The 26631-nt window shown below is 68.5% G+C and carries 14 protein-coding genes; 4 read left to right on the top strand and 10 right to left on the bottom strand.

Features of this window, described 5'->3' with window-relative positions; genetic code table 11:
* Nucleotides 1–284: 284 nt before the first annotated feature.
* A complete protein-coding gene (locus CW359_RS03285) occupies nt 285–1349 on the bottom strand; it encodes a LacI family DNA-binding transcriptional regulator (protein ID WP_105968134.1) in 1065 nt (354 codons plus the stop codon).
* 64 nt (nt 1350–1413) lie between these two features.
* Nucleotides 1414–2421: a hydroxyacid dehydrogenase gene (locus CW359_RS03280; RefSeq protein ID WP_105968133.1), complete on the bottom strand. Its 1008-nt coding sequence runs from the start codon at nt 2419–2421 to the stop codon at nt 1414–1416.
* Nucleotides 2422–2666: 245 nt separating this feature from the next.
* Between CW359_RS03280 and CW359_RS03275 the strand changes: the two genes are divergently transcribed.
* The gene (locus CW359_RS03275; RefSeq protein ID WP_105968132.1) at nt 2667–5570 is read left to right on the top strand and encodes a glycoside hydrolase family 2 TIM barrel-domain containing protein; all 2904 of its coding nucleotides are present in this window, start codon (nt 2667–2669) and stop codon (nt 5568–5570) included.
* Nucleotides 5571–6057: 487 nt separating this feature from the next.
* Here CW359_RS03275 and CW359_RS03270 read toward each other — a convergent pair whose 3' ends face one another.
* Nucleotides 6058–7251 carry a fructose-specific PTS transporter subunit EIIC gene (locus CW359_RS03270; RefSeq protein WP_232838189.1) on the bottom strand — a complete coding sequence of 398 codons (1194 nt, stop codon included), beginning with the start codon at nt 7249–7251 and terminating at the stop codon, nt 6058–6060.
* Nucleotides 7252–7511: 260 nt separating this feature from the next.
* Nucleotides 7512–8774 carry a chymotrypsin family serine protease gene (locus tag CW359_RS03265; RefSeq protein ID WP_157968474.1) on the bottom strand — a complete coding sequence of 421 codons (1263 nt, stop codon included), beginning with the start codon at nt 8772–8774 and terminating at the stop codon, nt 7512–7514.
* Between the two features lie 988 nt (nt 8775–9762).
* On the opposite strand from CW359_RS03265, the gene CW359_RS45730 reads away from it, so the two are divergent.
* Nucleotides 9763–10983, top strand: a complete 1221-nt coding sequence (locus CW359_RS45730; RefSeq protein ID WP_198655050.1) for a hypothetical protein — start codon at nt 9763–9765, stop codon at nt 10981–10983.
* Nucleotides 10984–11529: 546 nt separating this feature from the next.
* Nucleotides 11530–13902 carry a LuxR C-terminal-related transcriptional regulator gene (locus tag CW359_RS03255; protein ID WP_105968130.1) on the top strand — a complete coding sequence of 791 codons (2373 nt, stop codon included), beginning with the start codon at nt 11530–11532 and terminating at the stop codon, nt 13900–13902.
* Between the two features lie 203 nt (nt 13903–14105).
* Here CW359_RS03255 and CW359_RS03250 read toward each other — a convergent pair whose 3' ends face one another.
* From CW359_RS03250 to CW359_RS03230, 5 genes are all read right to left on the bottom strand, one after another.
* On the bottom strand, nt 14106–16337 hold the full coding sequence (locus tag CW359_RS03250; protein WP_332874956.1) for an ATP-binding protein: 2232 nt from the start codon (nt 16335–16337) through the stop codon (nt 14106–14108).
* 516 nt (nt 16338–16853) lie between these two features.
* Nucleotides 16854–18854, bottom strand: coding sequence for a glycoside hydrolase family 31 protein (locus CW359_RS03245; RefSeq protein ID WP_105968128.1), 2001 nt, complete (start codon nt 18852–18854; stop codon nt 16854–16856).
* Nucleotides 18855–18862: 8 nt separating this feature from the next.
* Entirely contained in the window at nt 18863–20395 is a 1533-nt protein-coding gene (gene arfA, locus CW359_RS03240; RefSeq protein WP_105968127.1) for an arabinosylfuranosidase ArfA, read from the bottom strand.
* 1377 nt (nt 20396–21772) lie between these two features.
* Nucleotides 21773–22549 carry an alpha/beta fold hydrolase gene (locus CW359_RS03235; RefSeq protein WP_105968126.1) on the bottom strand — a complete coding sequence of 259 codons (777 nt, stop codon included), beginning with the start codon at nt 22547–22549 and terminating at the stop codon, nt 21773–21775.
* Nucleotides 22543–22791, bottom strand: a complete 249-nt coding sequence (locus CW359_RS03230; protein ID WP_157968473.1) for a hypothetical protein — start codon at nt 22789–22791, stop codon at nt 22543–22545. Before CW359_RS03230 ends, CW359_RS03235 begins: the two co-directional genes overlap by 7 nt.
* 392 nt (nt 22792–23183) lie before the next feature.
* Between CW359_RS03230 and CW359_RS03225 the strand changes: the two genes are divergently transcribed.
* Nucleotides 23184–25550: a S8 family serine peptidase gene (locus CW359_RS03225; protein WP_232838188.1), complete on the top strand. Its 2367-nt coding sequence runs from the start codon at nt 23184–23186 to the stop codon at nt 25548–25550.
* A 230-nt stretch (nt 25551–25780) separates the two neighbouring features.
* Here CW359_RS03225 and CW359_RS03220 read toward each other — a convergent pair whose 3' ends face one another.
* Complete coding sequence (locus CW359_RS03220) at nt 25781–26611, bottom strand: NPP1 family protein (RefSeq protein ID WP_105968124.1); 831 nt, start codon at nt 26609–26611, stop codon at nt 25781–25783.
* Nucleotides 26612–26631: the final 20 nt, after the last annotated feature.

Here is a 26631-nt window from a genome sequence, read left to right as displayed (position 1 = left end):
CCTCCTGGGGATCCGGGCATGAAGTGTCGACCCGCTTCTCAGCCCCCGTCGGAGCGGTGCGTAGAAATCGGTCTCTACGGAAGCTAGATCGGTGCCTTCGCGCGGGCAAGGTGTCGTGCGCGGAAATCTTCTGTTACGGGCAAATTCCCTGCGTGTGCACGGTATTTCGAACCGCCTGTGAAGATTTTGGTGCGAGGGTGATCTAGAGATCGGTTTCTAGGCGCGGCGCAAACGGGCATGCGGAGGCGCATCCCGTGCCATTGCTCGGGATGTGCCCCCGGAGGTCAGCGGCCGGAGCGCCGGGTCGAGTCCCGGACGACGATGTGCGTGCCGAGCAACTGGTGCTGGGCCTCGGGGAACTCGTCGCGGTGGAGCGCGAGGCGGACCGCGGTGCGGCCGAGTTCCTCGTGGGGGATGTTGACCGTGGTCAGAGACGGATAGACGTCGATGGCGAGCGGGATGTCGTCGTAGCCGGCGACGGCGACGTCCTCGGGGACGCGGACCCCGGCTTCGCGCAGTGCCTGGAGGGCACCCGCGGCGACCATGTCGGTGGCCGCGAAGAGCGCGCCGAACTTGACGCCGGACGTCAGGAGCGCGCGTGTTCCCTGATAGCCGAAGCTGCGGGAGAACTGACCGTCCACGATCAGTGACGGATCCAGATCGACACCCAGTGTCTCGTGTGCGCGGGTGAAGCCGCTGACGCGCTGGCTGCTGGTGGACAGCCCCGGAACCCGGCCCAGGTAGACGACGCGCCGGTGGCCGGCGCTGAGGAGATGGCTGGTCATGGCGAAGGCGCCGCCTTCGTTGTCGTACTCCACGACGGTGGCGGGGATGTCCTTGCCGAGAGGTGGACGGCCGATGAGGACCAGCCGCGAGCCCGCTCGGTCCAGAGCCTGCGCGAAGTACGTCATGCGGTCGTGATAGGCCTTGTCGTCCCAGGCGCCGCCGACCACGATCACGGCGTCGGCCCGTTGCTCGCGCATCGTCTCGACGATCGTGAAGACGCGCTGCGGGTCGGCATGGGTGGTGCAGAGCATGCACAGCCGGCCCTCGGCGGCGGCCTGCTGTTCCACGCCGCGTGCGATGTGGGCGTAGAAGGGTCCGGTGACGTCGTCGACGATGAACGCGACCGTCTTGTTGGGAGATCCGCTCAGGGCCTGGGCGTGCGCGTTGACGACGTAGTCCAGCTCGCGCATGGCACGCAGCACCCTGGCCCGGGTGTCCTTGGCCACCGGGTAAGTACCCCCGATGACCCGGGAGACGGTGGCCGCGGAGACTCCGGCGCGTGCCGCGACATCCCGGACGGTCGAGGCCTCGGCGTGGGCCTGGCCCCTTGCCTTCTTGTGCACCTGTTGTCTCCCCAAGCCCCCGTTGCCCGCGTGGATGCTCACGATAGTCGAGCGTGAGTCTCGGTCATGCGGCCCGCTCCAGCCCCGTGTGGTCGACCTGGTGGACAAGCGGCAGCCCGGTCAGCAGCCGTTCCAGTTCCTCCGTCATGTACAGGCCGAGACGGCGCACCTCGTTGCCCTGGGAGCCGGCCAGGTGCGGGGTGAGGAAGACATTGGGGAGGTCGAAGAGGGGCGATCGAGTGGGCAGCGGTTCCGGATGGGTGACGTCGAGCACCGCGTTGATCCGGCCGGTGCGCAGGTGCGCGACGAGCGCGTCGGTGTCCACCAGGCTGCCCCGCGCGGTGTTGATCAGCACGGCCCCGTCGGGCATCAGTGCGAGCTCGCGGCCACCGATCAGGCGGTCGGTCTCTATGAGGGCAGGCGCATGGACGGTGACGATGTCGTTCTCGCGCATCAGGTCGTCGAGCGGGAGCAGTGACGCGCCGAGGGCGGCTGCCTCGGACTCGGTGACGTAGGGATCGGCCAGGGACACCTGGAAGTCGAACGGTCGTAGCAGTTCGATCAGTCGGCGGCCGATCTTCGACGCACCGACCACTCCGACCCGGCGGCCGTAGTTGCCGATGCCGGGCAGGATCTCGGCGACGGTGAAGGTGCGCTGCGCACGGTAGCGCTCACGGGCGGCGAACAGGTCCTTGCCCGCAAGCATGATCATGCCCAGGGTGTACTCCGCGACAGGCAGGGCGTTCGCGGTCGCGGCCGATGACACGACCAGTCCGCGGTCCCACCAGCCGGGGGCCAGCATCGCCTTCACCGTTCCGGCCGCGTGCAGTACGGCGCGCAGCTTCGGCGCCGCGTCGAGCACCTCGGCGCCGATGTGCGGGCAGCCCCAGCCGGTGAGCAGGATCTCGGTGGCGGGCAGCACGCGCTGGACCCGAGGGTCCTGGAAGTCCCGGACGATCAGGCTGGGGTCGATGTCGACGGAAGCCCGAATCCGGTCCATCACGTCCGGGGGATAGACGTTCGGCAGGGTCTCGGCACTCATGGCGAACAACGCCAAGGGACGTTCGGACAAGGCGGTGGCCTCCGGCTTCGGGCACAGTGCGAGGACAAGGTGATAGCAACCGATCTCTACGCTAGGTGTCACTGATTGGGAGGGTCAACGGGCAGGACGCGGAAAAGAGGCCTGGATCAGGGGGGTTGTGTGCGTAACAACAACAAGATTGGCTATTCAAGGACAGTGATCGGTTTCTGTCGCGGGCATCTCGCGGTGTGCTGAGCTGAGTCCGTGGGTCCTGCACGATTCGACCGAGGAGCATCATGAACCCCGCCCAGGGTCCTTGCCGTCCCGCATTCGAGGACTACTCACCCGGCCACGGTGTGCTGCCGCCGCGCACCTGGTACGCCGCCTCCGACGCGATCCGTCTGCCGCTGAACGGCATGTGGCGCTTCCGGCTCTCGCCGACCGCGCACGCCGAGGACGAGTCCTTCGCGGCCCCGGGCCACGACGCGTCGGGCTGGGGCGAGATCGCCGTGCCCGGTCACTGGGTGCTCCAGGGGCACGGCGCACCGGCCTACACCAACGTCGTCTACCCCTTCCCCGTCGACCCGCCGCACGTGCCCACCGAGAACCCCACCGGCGACCACCTCAGGGAATTCGACCTGCCCGACGACTGGCCCGGCGGGGGAGAGGCGCTGCTTCGCTTCGAGGGCGTCGAGTCCTTCGCCCGGGTCTGGCTCAACGGTGAGGAACTGGGCCATTTCAAGGGCAGCCGTCTGCCGCACGAGTTCCCGGTCGGCGCACTGCTCAGGCCGCACGGAAATGTGCTCGCCGTCCGAGTCCACCAGTGGTCCTCAGGCAGCTATCTGGAGGACCAGGACCAGTGGTGGCTGCCCGGCATCTTCCGCGAGGTGACGCTGCTGCACCGGCCCGAGTGCGCGGCGGGCGACTTCTTCGTCCACGCCTCGTACGACCACCGCGCCGACGCCGGCACCCTGCGCGTCGACAGCGAGGTTCCCGGCCGTGTCACCGTGCCCGAGCTGGGCCTCGACCTCGCCACCGGCGAGAGCGCGACGGTGGACGTGGAGCCCTGGACCGCCGAGACCCCGAGGCTGTACGACGCCCAGCTGGCCACTGCCGGCGAGCGCATCCCGCTGCGCGTGGGCTTCCGTACAGTCGCCGTCGAGGACGGCGTCATCAAGGTCAACGGCAGGCGGATTCTCTTCCGCGGCGTCAATCGCCACGAGTTCCACCCCGAGAGCGGGCGGACGGTCGATGCGGAGACGATGCGGACCGACCTGCTGCTGATGAAGCGGCACAACATCAACGCCGTGCGTAACAGCCACTATCCGCCGCATCCCGCCTTCCTCGACCTGTGCGACGAGCTGGGACTGTGGGTGATCGACGAGTGCGATCTGGAGACCCACGGCTTCCACCCCGTCGGCTGGCGCGCCAACCCCGTCGACGACGAACGCTGGACACCGGCCCTGCTCGACCGCGCCGCTCGGATGGTCGAAAGGGACAAGAACCACCCCTCGATCGTCATTTGGTCGCTCGGCAACGAATGCGGCACCGGTTCGGGCCTCAGCGCCATGGCCGGCTGGATCCGCGACCGCGACCCGGACCGCCTCCTGCACTACGAGGGCGACTGGTCGTGCGCGGACACTGACATGTACTCACGGATGTACGCCGACCATGCCGAGGTCGAGCGCATCGGTCAGGGCGCAGAGGACCCGCTGGACGACCCGGAACTGGACGCGAGGCGCCGGACCCTGCCCTTCGTCCTGTGCGAGTACGCGCACGCCATGGGCAACGGCCCCGGTGGACTGAGCGAGTACCAGCGGCTGTTCGAGCGGTACGAGCGCTGCCAGGGCGGTTTCGTCTGGGAGTGGATCGACCACGGTCTGTCCCACCCGGAGCACGGTTACGCGTACGGCGGCGACTTCGGCGAGGAGCTGCACGACGGCAACTTCGTCTGCGACGGCCTGGTCTTCCCCGACCGCACTCCTTCGCCGGGTCTGACCGAGTACAAGAAGGTCGTCGAACCGGTCCGTATCGAGAGCGACGGCGCGGCGGGCACAGTCTGGATCACCAACCTCCACGACTTCGCGGACCTGTCTCATCTCGCCTTCACCTGGACCTTCGAAGCCGACGGCGAGGCGGTCGGAACCGGCAGGTTGGGCGTGCCCGTCGTCGCACCCGGGGAATCGGCCGAGGTGAAGCTGCCCGTGCCGCCGGACGTCCCGGACGGCGCCGAGACGCAGTGGACCGTACGGGCCGTCCTGGCCGAGGACAACGCGTGGGCCGCCGAAGGCCACGAGGTGGCGTGGGTCCAGTTCTCCGTCATTCCCCGGCCCGCCCTCCCGGCGGCGCGCGGATCCGTGCCCCGTCCCGCCGCGGACGGCGCGGTGATCACGCTGGGACCGGCTGCCTTCGACTCCCGCACTGGAGCCCTGACCCGCGTCGGGCCGGTCCCGGTCACTGCAGGACCGCGTCTCGACGCATGGCGGGCACCGACTGACAACGACCAGGCCTCGGAATGGACGCCGGAGCATCAGTACGACCGACTCTGGCGCGCACTCGGCCTGCACCGTCTCCACCACCGGATCGACGCCATCGAGTCGACCGGCGAAGAACTCGTCGTCCGCACCCGGGTGGCCCCCGCCGCCACGGACCTCGGTCTGTGGACGACGTACCGCTGGACCGCTGACGTGGACCGGCTGCGGCTCACCGTCTCGGTCGTTCCCGAGGGCGACTGGACGGTACCGCTGCCCAGGCTCGGCGTCCGACTGGGACTGCCTGCCACGTACGACCAGGCGCAGTGGTTCGGTGGCGGCCCCGGCGAGGCCTACCCCGACACCCGAGCCGCGTCGCGCCTGGGCCGCTACAGGATGAGTGTCGACGCGATGCAGACCCCATACGTGCGCCCGCAGGAGAACGGCTCGCGGGTCGATGTCCGCCATGCCGAACTCTCCGCCGGCGGCACCGGCCCGGCCCTGCGGATCGAGGGCGAGCCGGTCTTCTGGTTCACCGCCCGCCGCTGGACGAGCGAACAACTCGACACGGCACGCCACACCACGGACCTGACACCCGGCGACACGGTATGGGTCAACCTCGACCACGCCCTTCAGGGCATCGGCTCCGCGTCCTGCGGACCCGCCGTGCTGCCCGAACACCGGCTTGATGTCGCGCCCGCGGAGTTTTCCTTCGTGTTCTGCGGCTGATCTCCGACTTCGCGAAACGGGGAACAGGCGAAATGGGCATGGACTCGTGCACGCCCTTGCGAACCGTCATTCGGAGACATCCACAGCAGACCAACAAGCCGGGTGAAGCAACCCGTTGATTCTCTGCGAGCCCTTGGCGGAGGACTGCTTCGACCTGCTCCTGGCCGTCGAGGTGGCCGGGGTAGGCATCCAAAACCGCGATGCCACGGTTTCGCTGCTTCAGTGGCTGCACCGGCGTACCTCTCCGTCCGACGCCGAGTTCGACCGGCGCCCGCGCCGCGGCCAGGAAGGAGGGGTCCTGGCGCTCGCAGATGCGCAGGATGCGGTGGGTGCGGGCAGCGCTCAGGCGGCCCGTCCGCCGCCGAGTGAAGCGAGGTTCACGGATCCAGTAACGGCAGTGTGTCCCTCGCCGGGTGGGGTCCCGCGCGGTCGCCGTACGTCGCCAGGCCCGCTCCTGGGCCTGGCGACGTACCGGCAACGGATGTGCTCAGACGGCCGTCGGCACCATCTTCCGGCTGCCGCGGGCCCTCTTCACCGACTTGGCCGGTGCGGGGGTGCGCCGGAGGCTCTTGAGGCCGATGGCGAGGGCGGCGGTGGTCAGTACGCCCGCCGCGACGGCAAGGGCGAACAGGAACGGTTTGCCCATGGCGCCTACGTTGAGGAATCCGCCGAACGGCACGGAGACCGTGGTGGAGAACTGCATGACCAGGGCGCCGGCGACGCCACTGCCCGCCATGGAAGCGGGGATCGTCCGCAGCGGGTCGGCGATGACGAAGGGAATCGCGCCCTCGGGGAGGGAGATCAGGCCGAACAGCCAGGAGCACTTGCCGTAGTCGCGTTCCGCCTGGCTGAACACCTTGCCGCGCACGAGGCTGGCGAGCGACAGGCCCAGGGCGGGGACCGCGCCGGCCGCCATCACCGCAGCCATGATGGACATGTTGAGCTGGCTGAAGTTCGCCGGGACGTTGCCGCCCACACCGATCATGGCGAAGGAGAGGGCCGCCTTGTTCAGCGGCCCGCCGAAGTCGGAGCAGACCATCAGCCCGAGCAGCAGGCCGAGTGTCACGGGGTACTTGAACTGCAGGACGATCATCGGGTGTTCCAGAGCCCCGAGCAGCATGTCGAAGAGCGTTCCGCACAGCGCGACGGCCACGAACGCGGAAGCCGCGCTCGCCAGCAGGGGAGTCAGTACGGAGTGGGTGATGCCGCGGAGCTTCGGCGGGGCGGTGACGCGCCGCAGCAGGACGGTGACCGCACCCGCGACCGCGCCGGCGACGAGACCGAGGGGGACACCGCCCTGGACCCCTGAGACAGCGATGCCGCCGATGACGGCGGGGACCACTCCGGCCCGTCCCGCGATGCCGTAGGCGAGGTAGCCGGCCGCGGCCGGGGGGAGGAACAGCAGGACGGTGGCGCCGGTCTGGTAGCCGAGGGCGGTCCAGGTCGAGGCCGCGAACCAGGCGCCGGAGTTCAGTATCTGCGTGACGGTCGCGTTGATGTCGGAACCGGCGATGACCAGGGCGAGGCCGTACAACAGGGCCGCCACCCCGGTGACAGGCCCGAAGTACGGGACGCTGGACGCCAGCCAGGCGCCGAGCCTGATGCCGATGTGCCGGCCCTGGGCGCCGCCCTGGTTCATGGGCGTGGCCGGGTTACCGGCGCTGGTACGGGAATGGGACATTGCGGGGCTCCAGGGTGGTTGCACGACACGGCTCCGTGGTGGTTCGGGGCCGCTGCTGTGAAGTCTGTGGAAGGGACGCCAGGGCGGATGGCTCCGTCCGGACTTTTCGACGCGGCGGGGCGGGCCCGTGCACGGGAGTCAGTTCCGTGGCGGGGAGTCTGCCCCGAGGGGCGGTGCCGGTCGCCCGTAACGCGACCGGGGGCCGGAGCCCGGCGGCGTCCGCCGGGCTCCGGAGGTGTGAACGCCGTCAGCGGTCGTGGTCAGTACGTTCGGAGACGGAGGCCCAGCCCGTCGCGGATCGCACTCCACTTGATGGCGATCATCCGGAAGGAGTCGCAGCACATGTCACCGACCCCGCCCGAGAACATGCCAGCGATGAAGGCGGCGGACTCGGTCTTGTCCATCGTGTAGACAGGGGCGCCGGAGTCACCGGGCTTGGCGACCCTTCCGTTGTTGTACCAGGGCCAGTTGGTTCCACCTCGGGTGAAGGTGAAAGCGCGTGAGTGAGTGATGCAGATGTCTGTGCCCCCGTAGCAGGTACCGAAGTTGGTGTCCTGGATGGGGTGACCGCAGTGGGCGAACGTCCTGGCGCCGCTCACGCACACCTTCAAGCCCTTCGAAACGGACTGCTCTCCACGGACGAACAGCCTGCTGGTGCTCTCCGCGTAACCTCCGTTCCAGATGTGCGCGTCGTATGCCTGGTTCTGATGGTCGATCCGGTAGATCAGTCCTGTGTCGTAGCTGGAGTACCGCTCATCGATTTGTCCCATCACGGTCCCACGCTCACCACTCATCGTGCGGACATAGACCTTGGTCTTGAGGGTGTAGCAGTGCGCAGCGGTGAGCATGTAGTCGTGGTTGGTCACAGGCCGGTACGCGTTGAAGCCGGCGGTGCAGTTTGCGTTGCTCGATCCTCCGATGAGGGCGGTTCCACCGTAGAACAGGTTGGTTTGGGTGAATCGGTTTCTGGGCTCGAAACGGGACTGCCTGATCGAGATGGATTTCCCATACTTGGCACGCAGTCCCTTGACGGCGGACAGAGGAGCGTCGGTCCGGACGAGCACCTTGTCCGACGCGCCGTCGTAGCTGGTGCTGACGCTGTAGGTGTGGGCTTCGCTGTTCCACTTGCGATCCGTCACCGCCTGGGAGATCGCGGACATCGCCTTCTCCGTGAACCGGCTCGTCTTCACCGCGACGCCGGCCTTGTCGGGAAGCGCAGCCTCGACCTCGGCCTTCTCCGCGGGGGTGGTGCCCGCGGGGAGTCGCAGAACGGGGTCGGTCCCGTTGTCGTCCGTGGAGACCCCGAGCGCGGAGTACTTCTCCGAGACCGCGTTGATGCGATTCCACTGGGCTTCGGTCGGACCCGTCTCAGCGGTGGTGGCCGAGGAGACGGAGGAACCCGTCGTCGAGAAGGTGGATTCGGCCACCGCCGAGGTGCTGGGTATCGCCAGCGTCCCGGCGAGGATGCCGGCGCTCACTGCCAGCACCCCGGCCAGACGCGTACGTCTCGTTCCTGATCTCATTCCACTTCCTTCTGTCTGCTGCAAGGTGGACCGCACCGGATCCGCGTAGCGGCACCTGGAGGGGAGATTTCGCCTGCCGTACGAAGCGGCGTCCGGCATGCCCCGACGGCGGCCCTCCCCATCGGGGCAGGGCTGTCGTGGGGACAGGGGGCCGAAAGCGGTTGTGGCCGCCCGGCGTGATCCGGCTGTGCGGCAGCAAGCATGGACATGGGAGCCGGCCAGGCGACATGGGTGTTTCTGCGCATTTGCGGTTCGCCGACCTGCGCGGAACGACAACACGCAGTTCAGGGCTGTACTCAAGGGAAGCAAGCCTGTCCGGCCGGCACGGCGTCACCCTGCTCCGCGCCGTGTTGGGACGGCCGTACCCACCCGGCGGGCCCGGCCGCGTCAGGGCGACCGGCTCACGGTCCGTCGACCACGAATCCCTCGTCACCTGGGCGAACAGGGGCGGGCCCGTTGGGCTCAGGGCCTGATCGGTGTGGTGGTCACCGGCATACGATGTGGATCATTAATACATCATTCAACGAACTTTTGGTACCCACCGCTTCCGAATGCGCAAAAACCCCCATGGCGCCGACGGAGTCCCCACCTCAAAGCTTGTCGCCATGACGCGCACCGAGGCTGAACCAGGCCGCCACCGTGACGGCCCCGGGCCGGGGCACCGCTCACCCGACCCACGGCTTCGCCTTCGCGACGCCCCTTCACGGGACGCCCACCCCACGCCCGACCCTTCTCGGTGACGTCCCGCGCGACAACCTCAACGGTGCCCGCCACCCCGCATCCCGCGACGGCCCAGAAGACCCGTTCGCCCGGTCCTGACGTTTCCCGGAATCCGCGAACGCGACTCGACGCAGGAAAAACCCTGCGCTCGGGGTGAAGTGCCATTACGTCAGATCACTCCAGAAACCCCTGCACCCTCGTGCATGCGGTGGGTGACATCGCATGCGGGCGCACGGTCGATCAAAAGGTAGGGAAAATGCGAAGAAGAATGCCCCGACAGCTCCTCCTGGGCGCCATCCTGTCCGCCTCGCTCATGCTGGGCGCCGCCGCCCCGTCATACGCGCAGATCGCCCCCTCCGACGCGGGCATCAGCGAGGACGACTGGCAGCTCGTCACGGAGATCGGCGAACTCAACAACGCCCTTCTGGAATACGTCGACGACAACGGCGAGGTCACCCTGGTGTTCACGGGTGGAAACGTCCCCGATACCTGGGTCTACCCGGACGGATTCACCGGCTTCTCCAACTCCGACATCGTGCTGACCGGCGAGTACAGCCAGTTCGCCACCAACGACGAGGTCTTGTCGATCAAGAATGACGCGATCGACCAGATCAAGGCCGGCGGCTACAACGCCATCGCCGAGTACAACGCGGACACGGACGTGGTGGACGTCGTCACCAAGGCGCCGGCATCGGTCACCGACTCGCTGGTCTCGACCTACGACAGCAAGATCAACATCGTGGCCGGCGACCCGGGGATCAGTGAGGAGGACTGGGCGCTGATCACGGAGATCGGCGATCTCAACAACGCCCTCACCGAGTACGTCGACGACAACGGCGAGGTCACCCTGGTGTTCACGGGCGGGAGCGTCCCCGATACCTGGACCTATCCGGACGGATTCACCGGCTTCTCCGACTCCAGCATCGTACTCACCGGTGAGTACAGTCAGTTCGCCAGCAACGACGAGGTCTCGTCGATCGAGAGCGACGCGATGACGCAGATACAGGACGCCGGTTACGGCGCCAGCGCGGTCTACAACCCGTACACGGACGCGGTGGACGTGACCACCTCGGCACCGTCATCGGTCACCGACTCCCTGGTCGCCACCTACGACAGCAAGATCAATTTCATCGCGGGCGATGTCGCCGCGTCCTCCGGTGTCGTGAAGGACCACGCGAAGAAGGAGACCGCGAAGGAGAAGGCGGCCAAGGAGCGGGCGGCGAAGAAGAAGGCCGCCAAGGAGCGGGCCGCGAAGAAGAAGGCAGCCAAGGAAAAGGCAGCCAAGGAAAAGGCAGCCAAGGAAAAGGCCGCGAAGGAGAAGGCGGCCAAGAAGGCGAAGGCGGCAAAGAAGAATGCCGCCAAGAAGACTGCGGCCAAGAAGACTTCGAAGAAGGTCACGAAGAAGGCCGCGAAAAAGGTCACAAAGAAGACCACCACGGCCCACAAGGCGGGCACGAAGTTCGTCATCCCGCTGCCGAATTCGAAGTAAGGCCGTCAGGGCCTCGCCCGACGGTGCGGTGAAGGCAGGCTGGTGGTGACCTGCACCCCGGCCGACGAGCGCCGAACCCTGTCGCGAAGCCCGCGGTGGCAGGGATGACAGGGGTCGGCAGGGGCGAGCGTTTCGAGTGACGGATGCCCGGCTGTGCACAGCGCAGCCGGGCATCCGTCATGCGCGGGCCCAGGTCCGTGCGAGCGCGAGGTGGTCTCCTCGCCCGCCACACGCATACGTCCATCAACGTCGGCGCGATCCGCTACGCGCCCGAGTCCGACGAACCATCCGTCACTGGTGCATCAGATGAGATAGGCGTCAGTAGCCCGCTACCTATGGGTTTTCACCTACACCCGCTGATATTGTTCGATTCTTGAAGTCGCGGCTGCGCAAGGGGGCAAGCCGTGTTCGAGGAGCGAAGCTAGCGGCACGGACACGTCACTGGTTGTCACCCCCACCCAGACACGTGAGAGATCCGCTTCCCCCGGCCGCGACGCATGGAGAGCTTGCCGGCGCCCTTCCGGGACCGCCGGAAAGGAGAAGGACATGGCTGTCGGAGTCCTGCGGGCGGGAAACCTCCCCGAGGCTTTCACGGAGTTCGTCGGCCGTCGGTCCGAGGTTGACGACGTCCGCCGGCTCCTGGAGACCCAGCGGCTGGTGACACTCACCGGAGTGGGCGGTATCGGCAAGACGCGGCTGGCGCTCGTGGTGGCCTCCTCTTTGAGGGAGGTGTTCCCGGACGGCGTGTGGCTGGTTGATCTGGCGGCGGCACGTGTACCCCCGGTGGAGGACGCGGGGACGAGGACCGTGGCCACCGCCGTGGCGATGGCGCTCGGGGTGCCGGACCTGGGAACCCGGCCGGTCCTGGAGCAGATGACGGCACGTCTGGCCGGGCACCGGGCACTGATCGTTCTCGACAACTGCGAGGAACACGTGCACGCGTGTGGCGAGTTGACCGAGGCACTCCTTTCCGCGGCCGGGCAGCTCCGTGTGCTGACGACCAGTCGGCAGGCGCTCGGCATCGGCGGCGAACACCTTTACTCCGTCCCACCCCTGAGGCTGGACGAGGCAGTCGAGTTGCTCGGGGTCAGGACCGCGGCCGTGCGACCGGAGTTCCGACTGTCGCAGGTCGGGGACGGTGCGGTCACGCGGCTCTGCGCCGACCTGGACGGGATACCGCTGGCGATCGAGCTCGCCGCGTCGAGGCTGCGGACCCTCACCGTGGAACAGTTGTCGGACCGGCTCACCAACCGCTTCGCGCTGCTGACCGGCGGCAGCAGGACCGCGCTTCCCCGGCACCGCACCCTGCGCGCGACGGTCGAGTGGAGCTACGAGCTGTGCTCGCCGGAGGAGCGTCTGCTGTGGGCCCGGTTGTCGGTCTTCCCGGAGTCCTTCTCCCTGGAGGCGGCCGAGGGCGTCTGTTCGGGCGACGGTCTGGAGGCCTGCGACGTTCTCGACCTGCTGAGCGGACTCATCAACCAGTCCGTCCTGCTGACCACCGAGGCGGAAGGATTCCCGCGTTACCGGATGCTGGAGACCATCCGCCAGTACGGCAGGGAGCGGCTCGTCGCGTCCGGTGCGGAGGAAACTCTGCGACTGCGTCACCGCGACTTCCACATCGCCATCGCCGAACACGTCGCCGACCACTGGTACGGGCCGGGCCAACAGCAGGCCCTGGCGCGGCTGCGCGCGGATCACACCGACCTGATGGCGGCCCTGGACTGCCCCGGGGACGCGCAGGCGACACTGGTTCTCGCCGGAGCGCTCTCCTACCACTGGTGCCTCGGCGGCTTCCTCCGGGAGGGGCGCCACCGGCTCGACGCGGCCCTCGCCGCGGCACCCGAGCCCACCCCGGCGCGCGCGCAGGCGCTGCTGGCCGTGGCCTGGACGATGCTGTTGCTCGGCGACCCCGTGGCGGCCCACCGATGCCTGGACGAAGCCGAGGACCTGGGTGCCGTGCTGGGCGACCCGACGGTGCGCCCGAACGTCCTGCACATGCGGGGGGCGCTGGCCTGGACGTTCCAGAAGGAGCCGAAGCAGGCCATGGCGCTGCTGGAACAGGTGGTGGCCGACAACACCGGGCTGGGGCAGGAGTCCCAGAACGCCATGCCGCTGTTCCAGTTGAGCTTCGTACAGCTCGTGTGCGGTGATCCGCGTGGGACCGGGACCGCCGAGCGGGCACTGGCCGTGGCCGAGCGTTACGGCGACCAGTGGGGTCGCGCGCACGCGCTCTGGGCCATGAGCAACGCTGCGGCTCTACGCGCCGAACCGTGTGAAGCCATGGAGTATCTGCGCAGCGCGCTGGAGATCCAGCAGGACTTCGCGGACTACATGGGGGCCGCGTTCATGTTGGAGGATCTCGCCGTTCTGACGTCCGCCTGCCGTGACCACGAGCGGGCGGCCCGCCAGTTGGGCGCCGCAGATGCCGTGTGGCGGGAGATCGGCGCCACCCTCTCGGCCTTCCCGCACTTGGTGGAGCGCCATACCCGCTGTGAGGAAGAGATCGTACGGGCTGTGGGTCGGGGCGTGTACGAGGAGGCGTTCGCCGCGGGCAGAGCGGCCAAGAACCGAGCCGAGGCCATCGCGCTCGCTCTCGACATCGTCGTTGTCCGTGCGGCGACTGACACTTCCGTGGACCGGAACCCGCTCAGCCTCCGGGAACAGGAGGTCGTCGAGCTGGTGGCGCAGGGATTGAGCAACAAGCAGATCGCCACGAGGCTGTTCCTGTCCCCGCGCACAGTCGACCGTCACATGGAGAACATCCGCGCCAAGCTCAGCTCCTTCCGCCGGACCCAGATCGCGGCCTGGTGGGTGGAGAACCAACCCGCTACGGCGCCCTTCGACCGGATCACGACCGATCTGCTTGAGTCCTTCGAGGGTCTTGGCGACCCTTGCCGATCAGATCAGCCGAGGGTGTAGGTCTCCTCGCCGAAGTCGGCGACGATCTTCAGCTCGCAGACTCATGGCTACGGCCTTCGTGCTGGTCAAGTGCCTCTGCGACGGAGTACAGGATCAGGCGGAGGCCGCTCTCACGTCCGGCAGTCAGCCGAAAACGACGGTAAGTTCGAGGTTTTGTGCGACTACGGACCATAAACGTCGAGCTCAGATCTCTACCGCCGGATTCAACGAACCACCGGTAGATGGTGGGCCGTCCACCAGGCTGCGATCTGCGTGCGGCGGCTGAAGCCGAGCTTGGTGCGGATGTTGTCTATGTGGCGGTCGACGGTGCGGGGGGAGACCATCAGTTCGGCGGCGATCTGCTTGTTGCTCATGCCCCCGGCCACCAGCGGGGCGATCTCCCGCTCCCGGGGTGTGAGTGGGCTTGGGACAGCGACCGGGGTGACCGGTTCGATGCCCGACTCCAAGGCGACCGCGATGGCCCGGGCGCGGCTGTCGGCCACGCCGCCCTCCGCGAACGCCTTCTCGTACCCGGCCGACCCCAAAGCCTGTACGACGTCTTCCTCGCACTGGGCATGGCGCTCGGCCAACAACGGAAAGGCGGAAGGAGCGATCCCGATGTCTCGCCACAGGGCACCTGCGGCGCCGAGCTGCCGTGCCGCCTGCTGGTGGTAGCCGCATGAGGCGGACATCCAGGCAAGGTCCTCCACCATCAGTACGGCCCCGACGTAGTCGGTGAAACCCTGCTCGATCTTCAGCGCGGCGCGGGTCGACTCCATGGCCTTCTCCGGCTCACCGCGAGAGAAGGCGTCAAGGCCCAGGGCCCACAGTGCGTGCGCGTGGCCCCACCGGTCACCGTGCGCCTCCGCTGCGGCGAGTGCCAGCCCGCAGGTCCCGGTCGCCTGCGGATCCCTGAGACCGAGCTGGGTGAGGCCAAGCTGAAACAGAGGGAGGGCCGTCTCGGCTTCCTTGCCCAGAGCCGTGTAGGCGGCCACCGCATCCTCCAGCATGGACACGGCTTCATGCGGTTGCTCCCGGAACACCGCCGCCAGGATGCCGCGGAGGTGCTGAGCACGTGCGCGTACCGCCGGGTCGTCCAACTGCCTGCCCAACTCAGCGGCTTCATCCAGCCACTGGTCGGCCGCCGCGTGGTCGCCGTGCAGCAGTGCCACCCAGCCGGCCGCCAGGAGCGCCTCGACTCTGGCCGGGGTGGGCTCCGGGGCGACCTCGATCGCCCCTTCGAGCCTACGGCGCCCCTCACCGAGAAAGCCGCCTACGCACCAGTGGTAGCGCAGCGCCGCAGCCAGGGCCAGTGTGACCTGAGGGTCGCCGGGACAGTCCAAGGCAGCCAGTAGATCGGGGTGATCGGCACGCATCCTGGCCAGGGCAAGCTCCTGACCCGGCCCGTGCCAGCCGTCGGCGATCTGCTCGGCGAGGGCCAGATGGAAGTCGCGGTGTCGCAGCCGAAGGCATTCCTCCTCTCCTGACTCGGTGAGGCGTTCGCGGCCGTACTCGCGGATGGTCTTCAGCATGTGGTAGCGGGGCAGGCCCTCGGCTTCGGTGGTCAGCACGACGGACTGGGTGATGAGCCCGCCCAGGAGATCCAGAACCTGGTGCGCCTGGATGCTTTCGCCCGCGCATACACCCTCGGCTGCCTCCAGGGCGAAACTCCCGGCGAAGACGGACAGTCGGTGCCACAGCAACCGTTCGGCCGGGGAACACAGTCCGTAGCTCCATTCCACCGTCGCGCGTAGGGTCCGCTGCCGCGGAGACGCGGTCCGGCTACCGCCGGTCAGCAGTGCGAAGCGGTCCTCCAGCCGGTCCGCCACCTGATCGACGGTGAGCGTACGCAGCCGCGACGCCGCAAGTTCGATCGCCAGCGGCAACCCTTCCAGCTCCGCGCACAGCCGGACGGCATGGTCCCGGTTCACGTCGGTGACCCGGGACTCGGACCGGACGGCGGCAGCGCGAACCCGCAGAAGCTCGACGGCCTCGTCCGGGGGCAGGGACGACACGATGTGGACATGCTCGCCGATGAGGCCCAGCGATTGGCGGCTCGTCGTCATGACGCACAGGCCCGGAGCGGCCGACAGCAGCTGCTGGACCAACTCGGCGCAGGCGTCGACGATGTGCTCGCAGTTGTCCAGCACGATCAGCGCCCGCCGCCAGGCAAGATATCCGCCGAGTTGATCAACGACAGGCTGTGCGCCGACGTCCGGCACCCCCAGGGTGGAGGCGACCGTCCCAGCCACCACCGACGGCTCCCTCACCGCGGCCAGGTCTATCACCCACGTCCCGTCCGCGAAGGTGGTGACGGATGAGGTGGCCACCTGCACCGCCAGCCGTGACTTGCCCACACCTCCCACACCGGTCAGCGTCAGCAGCCGCGTCACCTCCAGACGACGGCACACCTCGGCGAGGTCCCCGCCCCTGCCCACGAACGTGGTCAGGGGCACAGGGAGACTCCCCACATCCATCATTGAGTTGTTCACTTCACTTCCGGGGTGTTCTGGATCTGACCATCGAGGGCCTCGTCAACGGGCCACCCCGCCCTGGATCCTCACGGGGTCTCTTCAGACAGGGGCGCTCGCCCCTCAGCGCGCAGGGCACAGAGCTCCACAACACACCGGCTCGGAGAAGATCTCACCGAGGTTCACGGCAACTCCTTGCTCGAACCGGTGCACTGTCTCCGGCGACCGGTCACGAGAAGTGGGGGGAAGGGAGGCGCGCTCCGGGCAGTCGAACCGGTTCGCATAAAGGGAAGGTAAGAAGCTAAAGATCAACCGTCAATATGTAAAGTGCACCCTTTGCGAGTTTTTGGTGGGGCGTTTACTCAGAAGATTTACCTCGTGAACGGCCAGGTCGGTGCGGGTGCCGATGGTGGACAGGTGGGGCCCCTGGGGCGGAACTCCCTCCTGCGAGATCGTTCCTGCCAGGGGCCTTGAGCCTGCCCGGACTTGCGCGGGGTCCCGTCAGCCGGTGAGAACCGACGCGACGGCGGCACCCTCACGGACGAGGACGGGGATTCGGTCCAGAGGCGCGGCCGCCTCGATCCGCTGTCCTCCTTCGTGGACCGTCCCGGTGGCCGGGTCGAGCCAGCGGGTGCCGGCGGGCAGGTGGACCGTGCGGGTGCGGGCTCCCGCCTCGTAGACCGGGGCGACGAGGATGTCGGGTCCCAGCAGGAACTGGTCGTCCACCTCCCAGGCCTGCTCGTCCTCGGGGAAGCCGAAGAGGAGCGGGCGCATGGGCGGGGCGCCGGTGACGTGCGCCTGTTCGGACAGTTCGCTGAGATACGGGCGCAGGCGTTCGCGGAGGTGGAGGTGGGCGGTGAGGATCGGGTACGCCTCGTCGCCGTAGGACCAGACCTCGTTGGGGCCGCCGGTGAAGTCGGCGGTGAAGGGCTGGTTGGGGGCGCGGTCGCCGTGCAGGCGCATGATCGGGCTGAAGGTGCCGTACTGGAACCAGCGGACCAGCAGTTCCCGGAAGGCGGGGTCGGTGGGGTCGCCCCCGCCGAAGCCGCCGATGTCGGTGTTCCACCAGGGGATACCGCTCATGGCGACGTTGAGACCGGCGCGGATCTGACGGGAGAGGGAGTCGAAGGTGCTGGGGATGTCGCCGGACCACAGGGCGGCGCCGTAGCGTTGACTGCCCGCCCATGCCGAGCGGATCAGCGACAGGGGACGGTCGTCGCCCGCCTCGCGCAGGCCGTCGGCGACGGCCTGGGCCTCGTACATCCCGTAGAGATTGGTGACCTGGGGTCCGGGGCCCGCGGTGTAGACGGCCCGGGTGGACAGCGCGGCCGGCATGTCGGGCTCGGCGGAGTCCAGCCAGAAGGCGGTGACGCCCTGGGCGCGGTAGTTGTCGTTGAGGCGCTGCCACAGCAGGCGGCGGGCATCGGCGCCGGTGGGGTCGAAGTACGCCATCGGCTGGTAGTCGGTGCCGTGGCCCCGGGCGGGCCAGGCGTTGGTCAGCGGTGCGCCGTCCCCGTCGGTGTCCCCGACGAGACCGTCGACGGCGCGCAGTTCGTCGTAACTCTCGCTGCCCTCCTCGACGGTGGGCCAGACGGACACGGCGAGCTTGACCTCCTGCGACTCCAGCTCCTTGGTCATCGCGGCCGGGTCGGGCCACTCGCTCTCCTCGAAGCGCCAGTCGCCCATCTTCGGCCAGTGGAAGAAGTCGCAGACGATGACGGACAGCGGCAGCCCGCGCTCCTTGTACTCCCGTGCCACGGCGAGGAGTTCGTCCTGCGTGCGGTAGCGCAGCTTGGACTGCCAGAAGCCGCTTGCCCACTCCGGCAGCAGCGGCGGGTGGCCGGTGGCGTCGGCGTACGACGCCAGGATCTCGGCGGGATCGCCCGCTGTGATCCAGTAGTCGATCTGCCGGCCGCGGTCGGCGGTCCAGCGGGTGGTGTCGGCGGCCAGTTCCACGCGGCCGAGAGCCGGGTTGTTCCACAGCAGGCCGTAGCCACGGGAGGAGTGCAGGAAGGGAATGGTGGCGATGGTGTTGCCCTGGATCAGGTCGACCACGTAGCCCTTCTGGTCGAAACTGCCGTGCTGGTGCTGCCCCAGGCCGTGGACGCGTTCACCGTCGTACGCCTCGAAGTGCTGCTCGATGTGGAGCGAGCCGTCGGGCAGCGGACGGTGGACGCGGGGACCGAAGCCCCACATACAGCCGCTCTTCTCGGCCAGGAGCTCCCGGCCGGTGGCGGTTTCGGTGAAACGGAGCCGGCCCTGCGCGTCGGCGTGCGCGGTGATGCGGCCGTTGACCAGTTGTGCGGTGCCGTCGGGCAGGACCGACGCGGTCGCCTCGGCGCCGGGCGCGGGGGTGTCGAGCGCACCTGGCAGTACCGGGTCGATCGCGGTCGCGGCGGCGGCCCGGACCCGCACGGCGTGCGGGCCCCAGGGCTCGATGCGCAGGATTTCCTCGCCGTCTCGGCGCTCAAGGCCACCCTGGCGTTCGGTGTAGGAAGACATGTCTCTCGTCAGCTCTCGGCTCGGGTCAGGCGGATGACGTTCCAGGACATCGGGGTGAGTTCGGCGCGCAGCACACGGCCGGAGACCGCGGCGCCCGTCGCCGTGCGCGGGGTGACCCGGTCGGGGGCGTCGAGGGTGTTGCAGGCCTGCGGGTCGTCGCCGTCCAGCACCAGGTGCTCGACGACCCGCAGCCCGTCGCCGAACCCGCGCAGCTCCACCTCCAGCGGCAGGCCCCGCTCCAGGTCACGGTTGACGGCGAAGACGGTGACGGCGCCGGTCCGGTCGTCGGTGACGGCGGTGGCGTGCAGCAGGTCGACCTCGCCGAAGCGCTCGGTGTCCTGGCGCGGGCTGTCCGGCTCTACGCGCAGTACCCGGCCCCGCCCGTACGTGGACGCCTGGGCGAAGGGGTAGAAGATCGTCTGCTTCCAGGCGGGCCCGCCCGGCTCGGTCATGATCGGCGCGATGACGTTCACGAGCTGGGCCAGGGAGGCGGACGTGACCCGGTCGGCGTGCCGCAGCATGCCGATGAGCAGGGAGCCGGTCAGTACGGCGTCGGCGAGGGAGTAGGTGTTCTCCAGCAGCCTCGGCGCGTAGGCGAAGCCGTCCTCCTCCGGCGGGGCCATGGGGGACCGGCTGGCGTGCCAGACGTTCCACTCGTCGTACGACAGCATGATCTTCTTCGGTGACTTGAGTTTGGCGCCGATGTGGTCGCAGGTGGCGACGACACCCCTGATGTACCGCTCGACGTCCTCGCCGCACGACATGAAGGAGGCGAGGTCGGTGTCGCCCTTCTCGAACCCGTAGTAGGAGTGGAGCGAGACGTACTCCACCTGCTCGTAGCACTCGTTCAGGACGGTCGCCTCCCAGGTACCGAAGGTCGGCATCCCGAAACCGGAGGAACCGCAGGCGACCAGCTGGAGCTTCGAGTCCACCATCTTCATGGCGCTGGCTGTCTCACGGGCGAGGCGCGCGTACTCCTCGGGCTTCTTGTGGCCGATCTGCCAGGGGCCGTCCATCTCGTTGCCCAGACACCACATGCGGATGCCGTACGGTTCCTTGGCGCCGTGCGCGATGCGCAGATCGGCCAGCTCGGTGCCGCCGGGGTTGTTGGCGTACTCGAGGAGGCGGACGGCGTCCTCGACACCCCGGGTGCCGAGGTTGACGGCCATCATCGGCTCCACGTCCGTCTTGCGGCAGAAGTCGATGAACTCGGCGAGCCCGAACTGGTTGGTCTCCAGCGAGTGCCAGGCCAGGTCCATGCGCCTGGGCCGCTGCTCGGCGGGGCCGACACTGTCCTCCCAGCGGTAGCCGGAGACGAAGTTGCCGCCCGGGTAGCGGACCGTGGTGACGCCGAGTTCGCGGATGAGTTCGAGGACGTCCTTGCGCAGCCCGGTCTCGTCGGCCTGGGGGTGGCCGGGCTCGTACAGCCCGTCGTAGACGCAGCGGCCGAGGTGCTCGACGAACGAGCCGTACAGGCGCGGGTTCACTTCGCCGATTTCGAACGCGGGGTCGAGGGTGAAGCGGGCCGGGGACTGGTGCATCGGTGGGTCTACCTCTCGGTCTGGGTGCGGGTGCCGCCGCGGTGGGCGGGGTCGGTTCGGGGCGCAGAAGTGTGCGGGGAGCCTGGGCGGTGCAGGCCAATGCCCCGTCTTGGAGGGTGAGTTGAGCAGTCCGGACGGAGGATTGCCGTGGGGTGCCGCTCTCGTCGTGGGCGAAGTAGGTCAGGAGAGCCTGGTCGTCGCCCTGTTCGACGGCCATGGCGTGGTGTCCGTAGGGCGCGCGGTCGAGGAGTTGCTCCGGCCGGCGGGTCCAGGTCTCGAGGTCGTGCGAGGTGTGGTGGAGGATCCGGGCCGGGCCGCTCCAGTTGGCTCGTACGCCGGTGAGACAGGAGGCGTACATGTGGTGAGTCCCGTCGTGCCAGAGCACTTCGGGTGCCCAGAAGGTGTTGCGGCCCGGCTCGATGTCCAGCCCGCCGCGATCCCCTGGTACGACCAGCTCCGGCCGTCATCCGTGCTGACTGCGATGCCGATGTCCGATGTCGGATGAGCGTCGGGTCGGTGGCCCCGTCGTGCACCGGATCGCGGTACGGGGCAGTGGTCATGCGCGCTCTCCATGTTCAGCCAGTCGGGCACTGTTCGACATGTCGATCATTGCTTTTCTGTATGCAACCGATTTCTGCATGCTGATCACGGCTGCTGCATCTGTTGGTAGCAACCGATTTCTATAGACGATACGTATGAGCCGATGGAAACGGAACCCCCGGGACGGCAAGTGCGAAGCCGACGGCTTGTTGACACGCGTGCTGTCTCGACTCCGGTAGGTGAGGTCGTCGCGTTCCGTTGGAAAGCGACCATGAACTCGACGACCTCTTCCTGCGCAAGAACGGCTGGCAGTCAGCCGAATACGCCGGGCATCGCCCCCGAACGCCTGCGGCCTTGACTCAACGGGCCGTCGCCGAGCAACTCGTCGAGGACGACAGGGCGCGCATCCTCGACGCCACCGGGCTTCATCAAGAAGGGCACGATCTCCGCGGGTCTTCAGAGTCAAGACTCCAGTACCGCCGACTGCGCCGAAAAGTGCCAGATCAGCGCCCTCGCCGCCTACGCCACCGCTCGCGGCCAGGCCTCGTGAACCGCGAGCTGTGAATGGCCAAGCCCTGGACCACGCGAGAGGAGGGTCGGCCATGCCGATCGAGCTGCGGTCGCTCGCCTTGCCGCTGCCGGACGCCTGGGCGGCAGCCGCTTCCGCTCATGGTCAGGAATGGCGTTTCCGTCGCCTCGGGGGAAGAGGCCGCCACTGGCTACGTCTCGGCCGTCCCGAAGTCCCAGCGGGTGTCGCGCTTCAGCCTCGTCGACCACCTGTTCACGCAGGCTTCGCGCGAGCCGTGGGAGGGCAGACAGCGAGCCGCTGCTGGAGTGCTAGTCCCGGTCGGCCCACTCCCGAATGAGTCCGATCGTGTTTTCCGGGCGCTCCTCGTGCACATAGTGGCCGGTGGCGGGCCAATGCTCGACGCGGGAGCCGGGCGCCGCCGTACGTTCCCATGCGGCAGCCTCCGACGAGGTCCAGACCGTCAGCGCGGGCTGTGTGCGCAGGCGCAGGTACTCCTCACTGCGCGGGCGGATGCCGACCGCCCCCGGATCGGTGTACATGCCCGCGTACGCCTGGGCGATGACGTGGTCCGGGGTGCCGAGCATCGTGCGGATGTGCGCGGTGCGCAGACCGGGTGAGGCCTGTGCTGAGAAGGCCCCGGAGATGAACGCGGCGGCCTCACGGGCACCGTTCTCGCGGAAGGCGGCCAGTCGCCGGGGAATGTCGTCCAGCTCGGCACCGTGTGCGCCGTGGGCCGGGTCGAGGGCGACGACGGAGCGTACGGACTCCGGGTGGCCGATGGCCAGGAGGTTGACGACTTGGACGCCCATGGAGTGGCCGACGGCGACGACCGGCCCGGTTCCCAGGTGGGTGATGAGCGCCGCCAGGTCATTGGCCATCGCTGCCGGGGTGTTGTCCTGGTCCGGGACGGGGGAGCGGCCGTGTCCGCGCAGGTCGGGGACGACCACGCGAAATGTTTCGCGCAGTTCCTCCGCGTGCCACGACCACTGGCGACCGTCGCCGCCCCAGCCGTGCACCAGGAGCAGCGTGGGCGCCTCGCGGGACCCGTCGACTGTGTGGAAGAGGTCGATGGCGGCGGTCACCATCCGGTCACCTCCCTGCACATCGAGCGTGCGGGGCCGGCTTGGCCACCGACGCCGGACGTGAAGGGCGTCGCGAGGCGGAGGGTGTGCGCGTCGGTGTCGATCATGGTCCACGATGCGGGGTTCCGCTCATTGAGGACCTCGCGGTTGTCCCGGTTCCGCCGGTGGACCTTCAGTGTTTCGTCGTTGGTGAGCAGTTGGGTCGTCTCCGGTCGCCTGGGAGTGGGTAGGCCACTCCCCGTCATCAACGGAGGGTGGGGATCGGTCACAGCGGCTTCGGTCGAGGTGGCAGCATAGGCCCGTCCTTGCGGGCCGTACGAGGGATGACCGGCATGTCGGGTTCCCGTGCCCGACCGGTCTGACGCCCGATGTTTCCGCAACTGGGTAGTGGTCACTGCCCAGTTGGTTTGGGCGGCATGTGAACTCTGTGGAGGCGGTGTGTAGTTATGTAGAGTTCAAGATCTTCCCTCTTTTCTCGGTGACCTCTCCCGTAACACGATGACGGCGCCCTTGAGGGCTTGATCGCTCATCACACCATCGTGCGCATGCGTCTGACCGGCATGCGCGGGGGAGGCCGTCCATCGTGTCCCAACAGCAGTCCGCCCGATGTCGCGGCATCGGCCGCAGAATTGTGTCCGTGCTTGCTCCGGCCCTGGCGGGCGGGCTTCTCCTGACCGGTGCCACGCCCGTCCAGGCCGCTTCGCAGGGAGAAGGGCCGTCCGGCGCCGCCCCGAAGACCACCTACCTCGTCCAGCTCGCCGGCGCACCCGTCGCGACCGATCCCGGCACCGCGGCACCTCAGGGTGAGCGGCTCGACACGGCGACGAAGGCCGTCCGTGACCACGTCCGTGACCTGAAGCGGGAACGCGACGAGGTGCTGGAGGCGGTGCCGGGTGTGAAGCCGCTCTACACCTATTCGTATGTGCTGAACGGCTTCTCGGCGCAGCTGACGGATCGTCAGGCTGATGGGCTCGCCCGAGTTCCGGGCGTCGTCTCGCTGACGCGCAATGTCGCGAGCCACCCCACCGCGACGACCGCAGCCAACGGCGCGGCCGGTACCGGAGCCCTTCAACCCCCTGACGTCGCTCGGTTTCTGGGTTTGAAAGACCGCAAGGGCCTCTACTCGAAGATTCCCGGCGGCCGTAGAAACGCCGGGCAGGGCATGATCCTCGGTGTCATCGACACCGGAATCGACACCGGCAACCCGTCGCTCGCGGCCCTCCCGGAGCCCCGTCCCGACGCCGAGATCATCGCCAAGAAGTGGAAGGGCACCTGTGACCGAGGCGCGGACACCGCGCACCTGGTCACCTGCAACAACAAGGTGATCGGCGCCCAGTACTTCAACAAGGGTGTTACCGACCCCTCGGACACCGACTGGGCGTCCCCGATGGACGCCTCGTCCCACGGCACGCACACCGCCACCACCGCGGCCGGCAACCACGACGTCCCGGCCGCCGTGCCGGACACCGGCATAGCCGGACACATATCCGGCCTGGCTCCGGCCGCCCGCATCGCCGCCTACAAGGTCTGCTGGAGCAGCGGCTGTTGGACCGCGGACATCGTGGCAGCCTTCGACAAGGCCGTGGCCGACGGCGTCGACGTCATCAACCTCTCCCTCGGCGGCAGCAACACCGCGCCCGCGAACCGGCCGGAGTACATGGCCGAGTTCAACGCGGCCAAGGCGGGAGTCTTCATCGCTGCCGCGGCGGGCAACACCGGCCCCCGGACGGCCTCCAACGGCGTCCCGTGGCTGACCACGGTGGCCGCCTCCACCCACGACACGGGCTATCGCGCGACCGTCACCCTCGGCAGCGGCGTCTCGTACACCGGGGTCAGCGGCAGCGGCTCCCCGGTCCCTTCCGCTCCCCTGATCGACGCGGCGAAGGCGGCCAGGAGCGGGGCGGACGGGAACCAGGCCGCGATGTGTGTGCCGGGCACCCTGGACCCCGACACGGTCAAGGGCGCGATCGTGGTCTGCGCCCGCGGCAGCGTGCCCCGCCCGGCCAAGAGCGCCGAGGTGAAGTCGGCCGGCGGCGTGGGCATGGTGCTGTACAACATGAACACCACCGACGAGCAGACCGTCGACTCCCATACCCTGCCGAGCCTGCAGCTCGCCAAGGCCGACGGTGAAGCCGTCAAGGCGTACGCCGGTGGTTCCGGTGCCACCGCCGAACTCACCGCTGCGCGTTCCGGGCACCAGGAGGCCCCGCAGATCCCCGGGTTCTCCTCCGGCGGTCCCGACCTCAACAGCGACGGTGACCTCCTCAAGCCCGACATCGCGGCCCCCGGCGTGGACATCGTCGCGGGCACCACGCCGGGCGGCGACGGAGGCACGTACAAGGGTGCGCAGGGCATCCTGTCCGGCACGTCCATGGCCGCCCCGCACGTGGCGGGCCTCGGTTTGCTGCTGCGTCAGCTGCACCCCGACTGGTCCCCCATGGAGGTCAAGTCGGCCCTGATGACCACTGCGAGCACGAAGACCGACACGGGCAGGCCGATCGAGCGTTCCGGCGGCGTCGCCGCCACCCCCCTCGACTACGGCTCCGGCCATGTCGTCCCGAACACCGCCGACGACCCGGGCCTGGTCTACGACTCCACCTCCGCCGACTGGACCGCGTACCTGTGTGCCATCGGCCAGCCGCCGGTGACCGACGGCGGCGGCGACCCCTGCGCCGGAGTGCCGAACACCGACCCGAGCGACCTCAACAACCCGACCATCGCGGTCGGTGACCTCGCGGGCGGGCAGACCGTGACCCGCAGGGTCACCAACATCAGCGGCGAGACAGGCGTCTACGCCGTCACGCTCCAGACGCCGCCCGGCTACCGGGCCACTGTCTCGCCGAGGACGCTGGTCGTGTCGCCCGGCGGTACGGCGACCTACAAGGTCACCTTCACGCGTACCGACGCGGCCTACGGCGACTGGAACTTCGGCTCGATCACGTGGAGCGACAAGCACCACAAGGTCCGCAGTGCCGTCGCTCTGCGTGCGGTGCAGGCTCCGTAGTTCGGGGTGAAGAGCGTTCCGGGGTGGGCACCGTATTCAGGTGCCCGCCCCGGCGTCGTCTCCGGGAGGGCTCGGCTCAGCACGTGGCTCCGACCACCTGGTGCGGGACAACAGAAGGCCTTACCCGGCCCGCCTCCTGGGTGCCGTCGCGCTGACCCGACGCCGCGCATGCAGCACGGCCGCCGACGCTGGGGGAGTACGCGTCGACGGCCGTGGTTCGGGGAACGGCCTCAGAAGGCGACGTTCGGGTTGAAACTGGGGATGGGGTTGCCCAGGTCTTTGTTCACGCTCTCGCGTGCCCGGGTCAGAGTGGTCTGGAAGTGGCCGTCCCTGTCCTGGATGGGGAAGTTGGCGCCGAAGGTCAGGCCCGGCTCGATCCAGTTGCTGTTCCACAGCGCGTCGAACGCCGTGCGGTTGCTCTGCTTGAGCTTGTCCAGTGCGACGAGGGCCGGCCGGTCCCAGACACCCTTGACGGCCTCCGGCTGCTCACCGGCCTTGGCGAAGCGGAAGGCGTGGGTGGAGCCACCGTCCAGGTGGTAGACGATGTGGGCGCGGTTGCCGGAACGCTCGATCGTGTTGAACGCCTTGCTGCTGTACCCGCCGTGCGCGGAGACGGAGATGTACGACGGCGCCTCCTGCCCGCGCTTCTGCCAGGCCACTACGGCCTCCCAGTCGTGCCGGTGACCACCGATCGGGCCCTGGTCCTTCTCGAAGTACAGCGTGTAGACGTACGCGCACCAGGTCGCGTCGCAGGCGGACCGGACGTAGGTGTTGGCCCGGCCGATGAACCGGCAGCCGGCGCCTGGGTCGCCGACGGTGTTCAGGCCGCCGTTGAGATGCCCGTTCTTGTCGACGGCGGAGGAGGGGTAGCAGCCGTCGTGGTCGTAGTCGAACAACGGCTGGTACTTGTCCTGGAAGGCGGAGGCCTGGTACGGCAGCGGATCGGGGGCTGCGGCGAACGCGCTGCCCGCCAGACCGGCGGTCAGGGCCGTCACGCTGCCCGCGATGACCGCGGCCCTGCGGAGCCGGGACTTTCTCTTGGTCTTGAGTGTCTGGGACATGTTGGTGCTCTCCGGTTCGT

The organism is Streptomyces geranii, assembly GCF_002954775.1.
Taxonomy (GTDB): domain Bacteria; phylum Actinomycetota; class Actinomycetes; order Streptomycetales; family Streptomycetaceae; genus Streptomyces; species Streptomyces geranii.
This window is presented reverse-complemented; position numbering and strand designations above follow the sequence as displayed.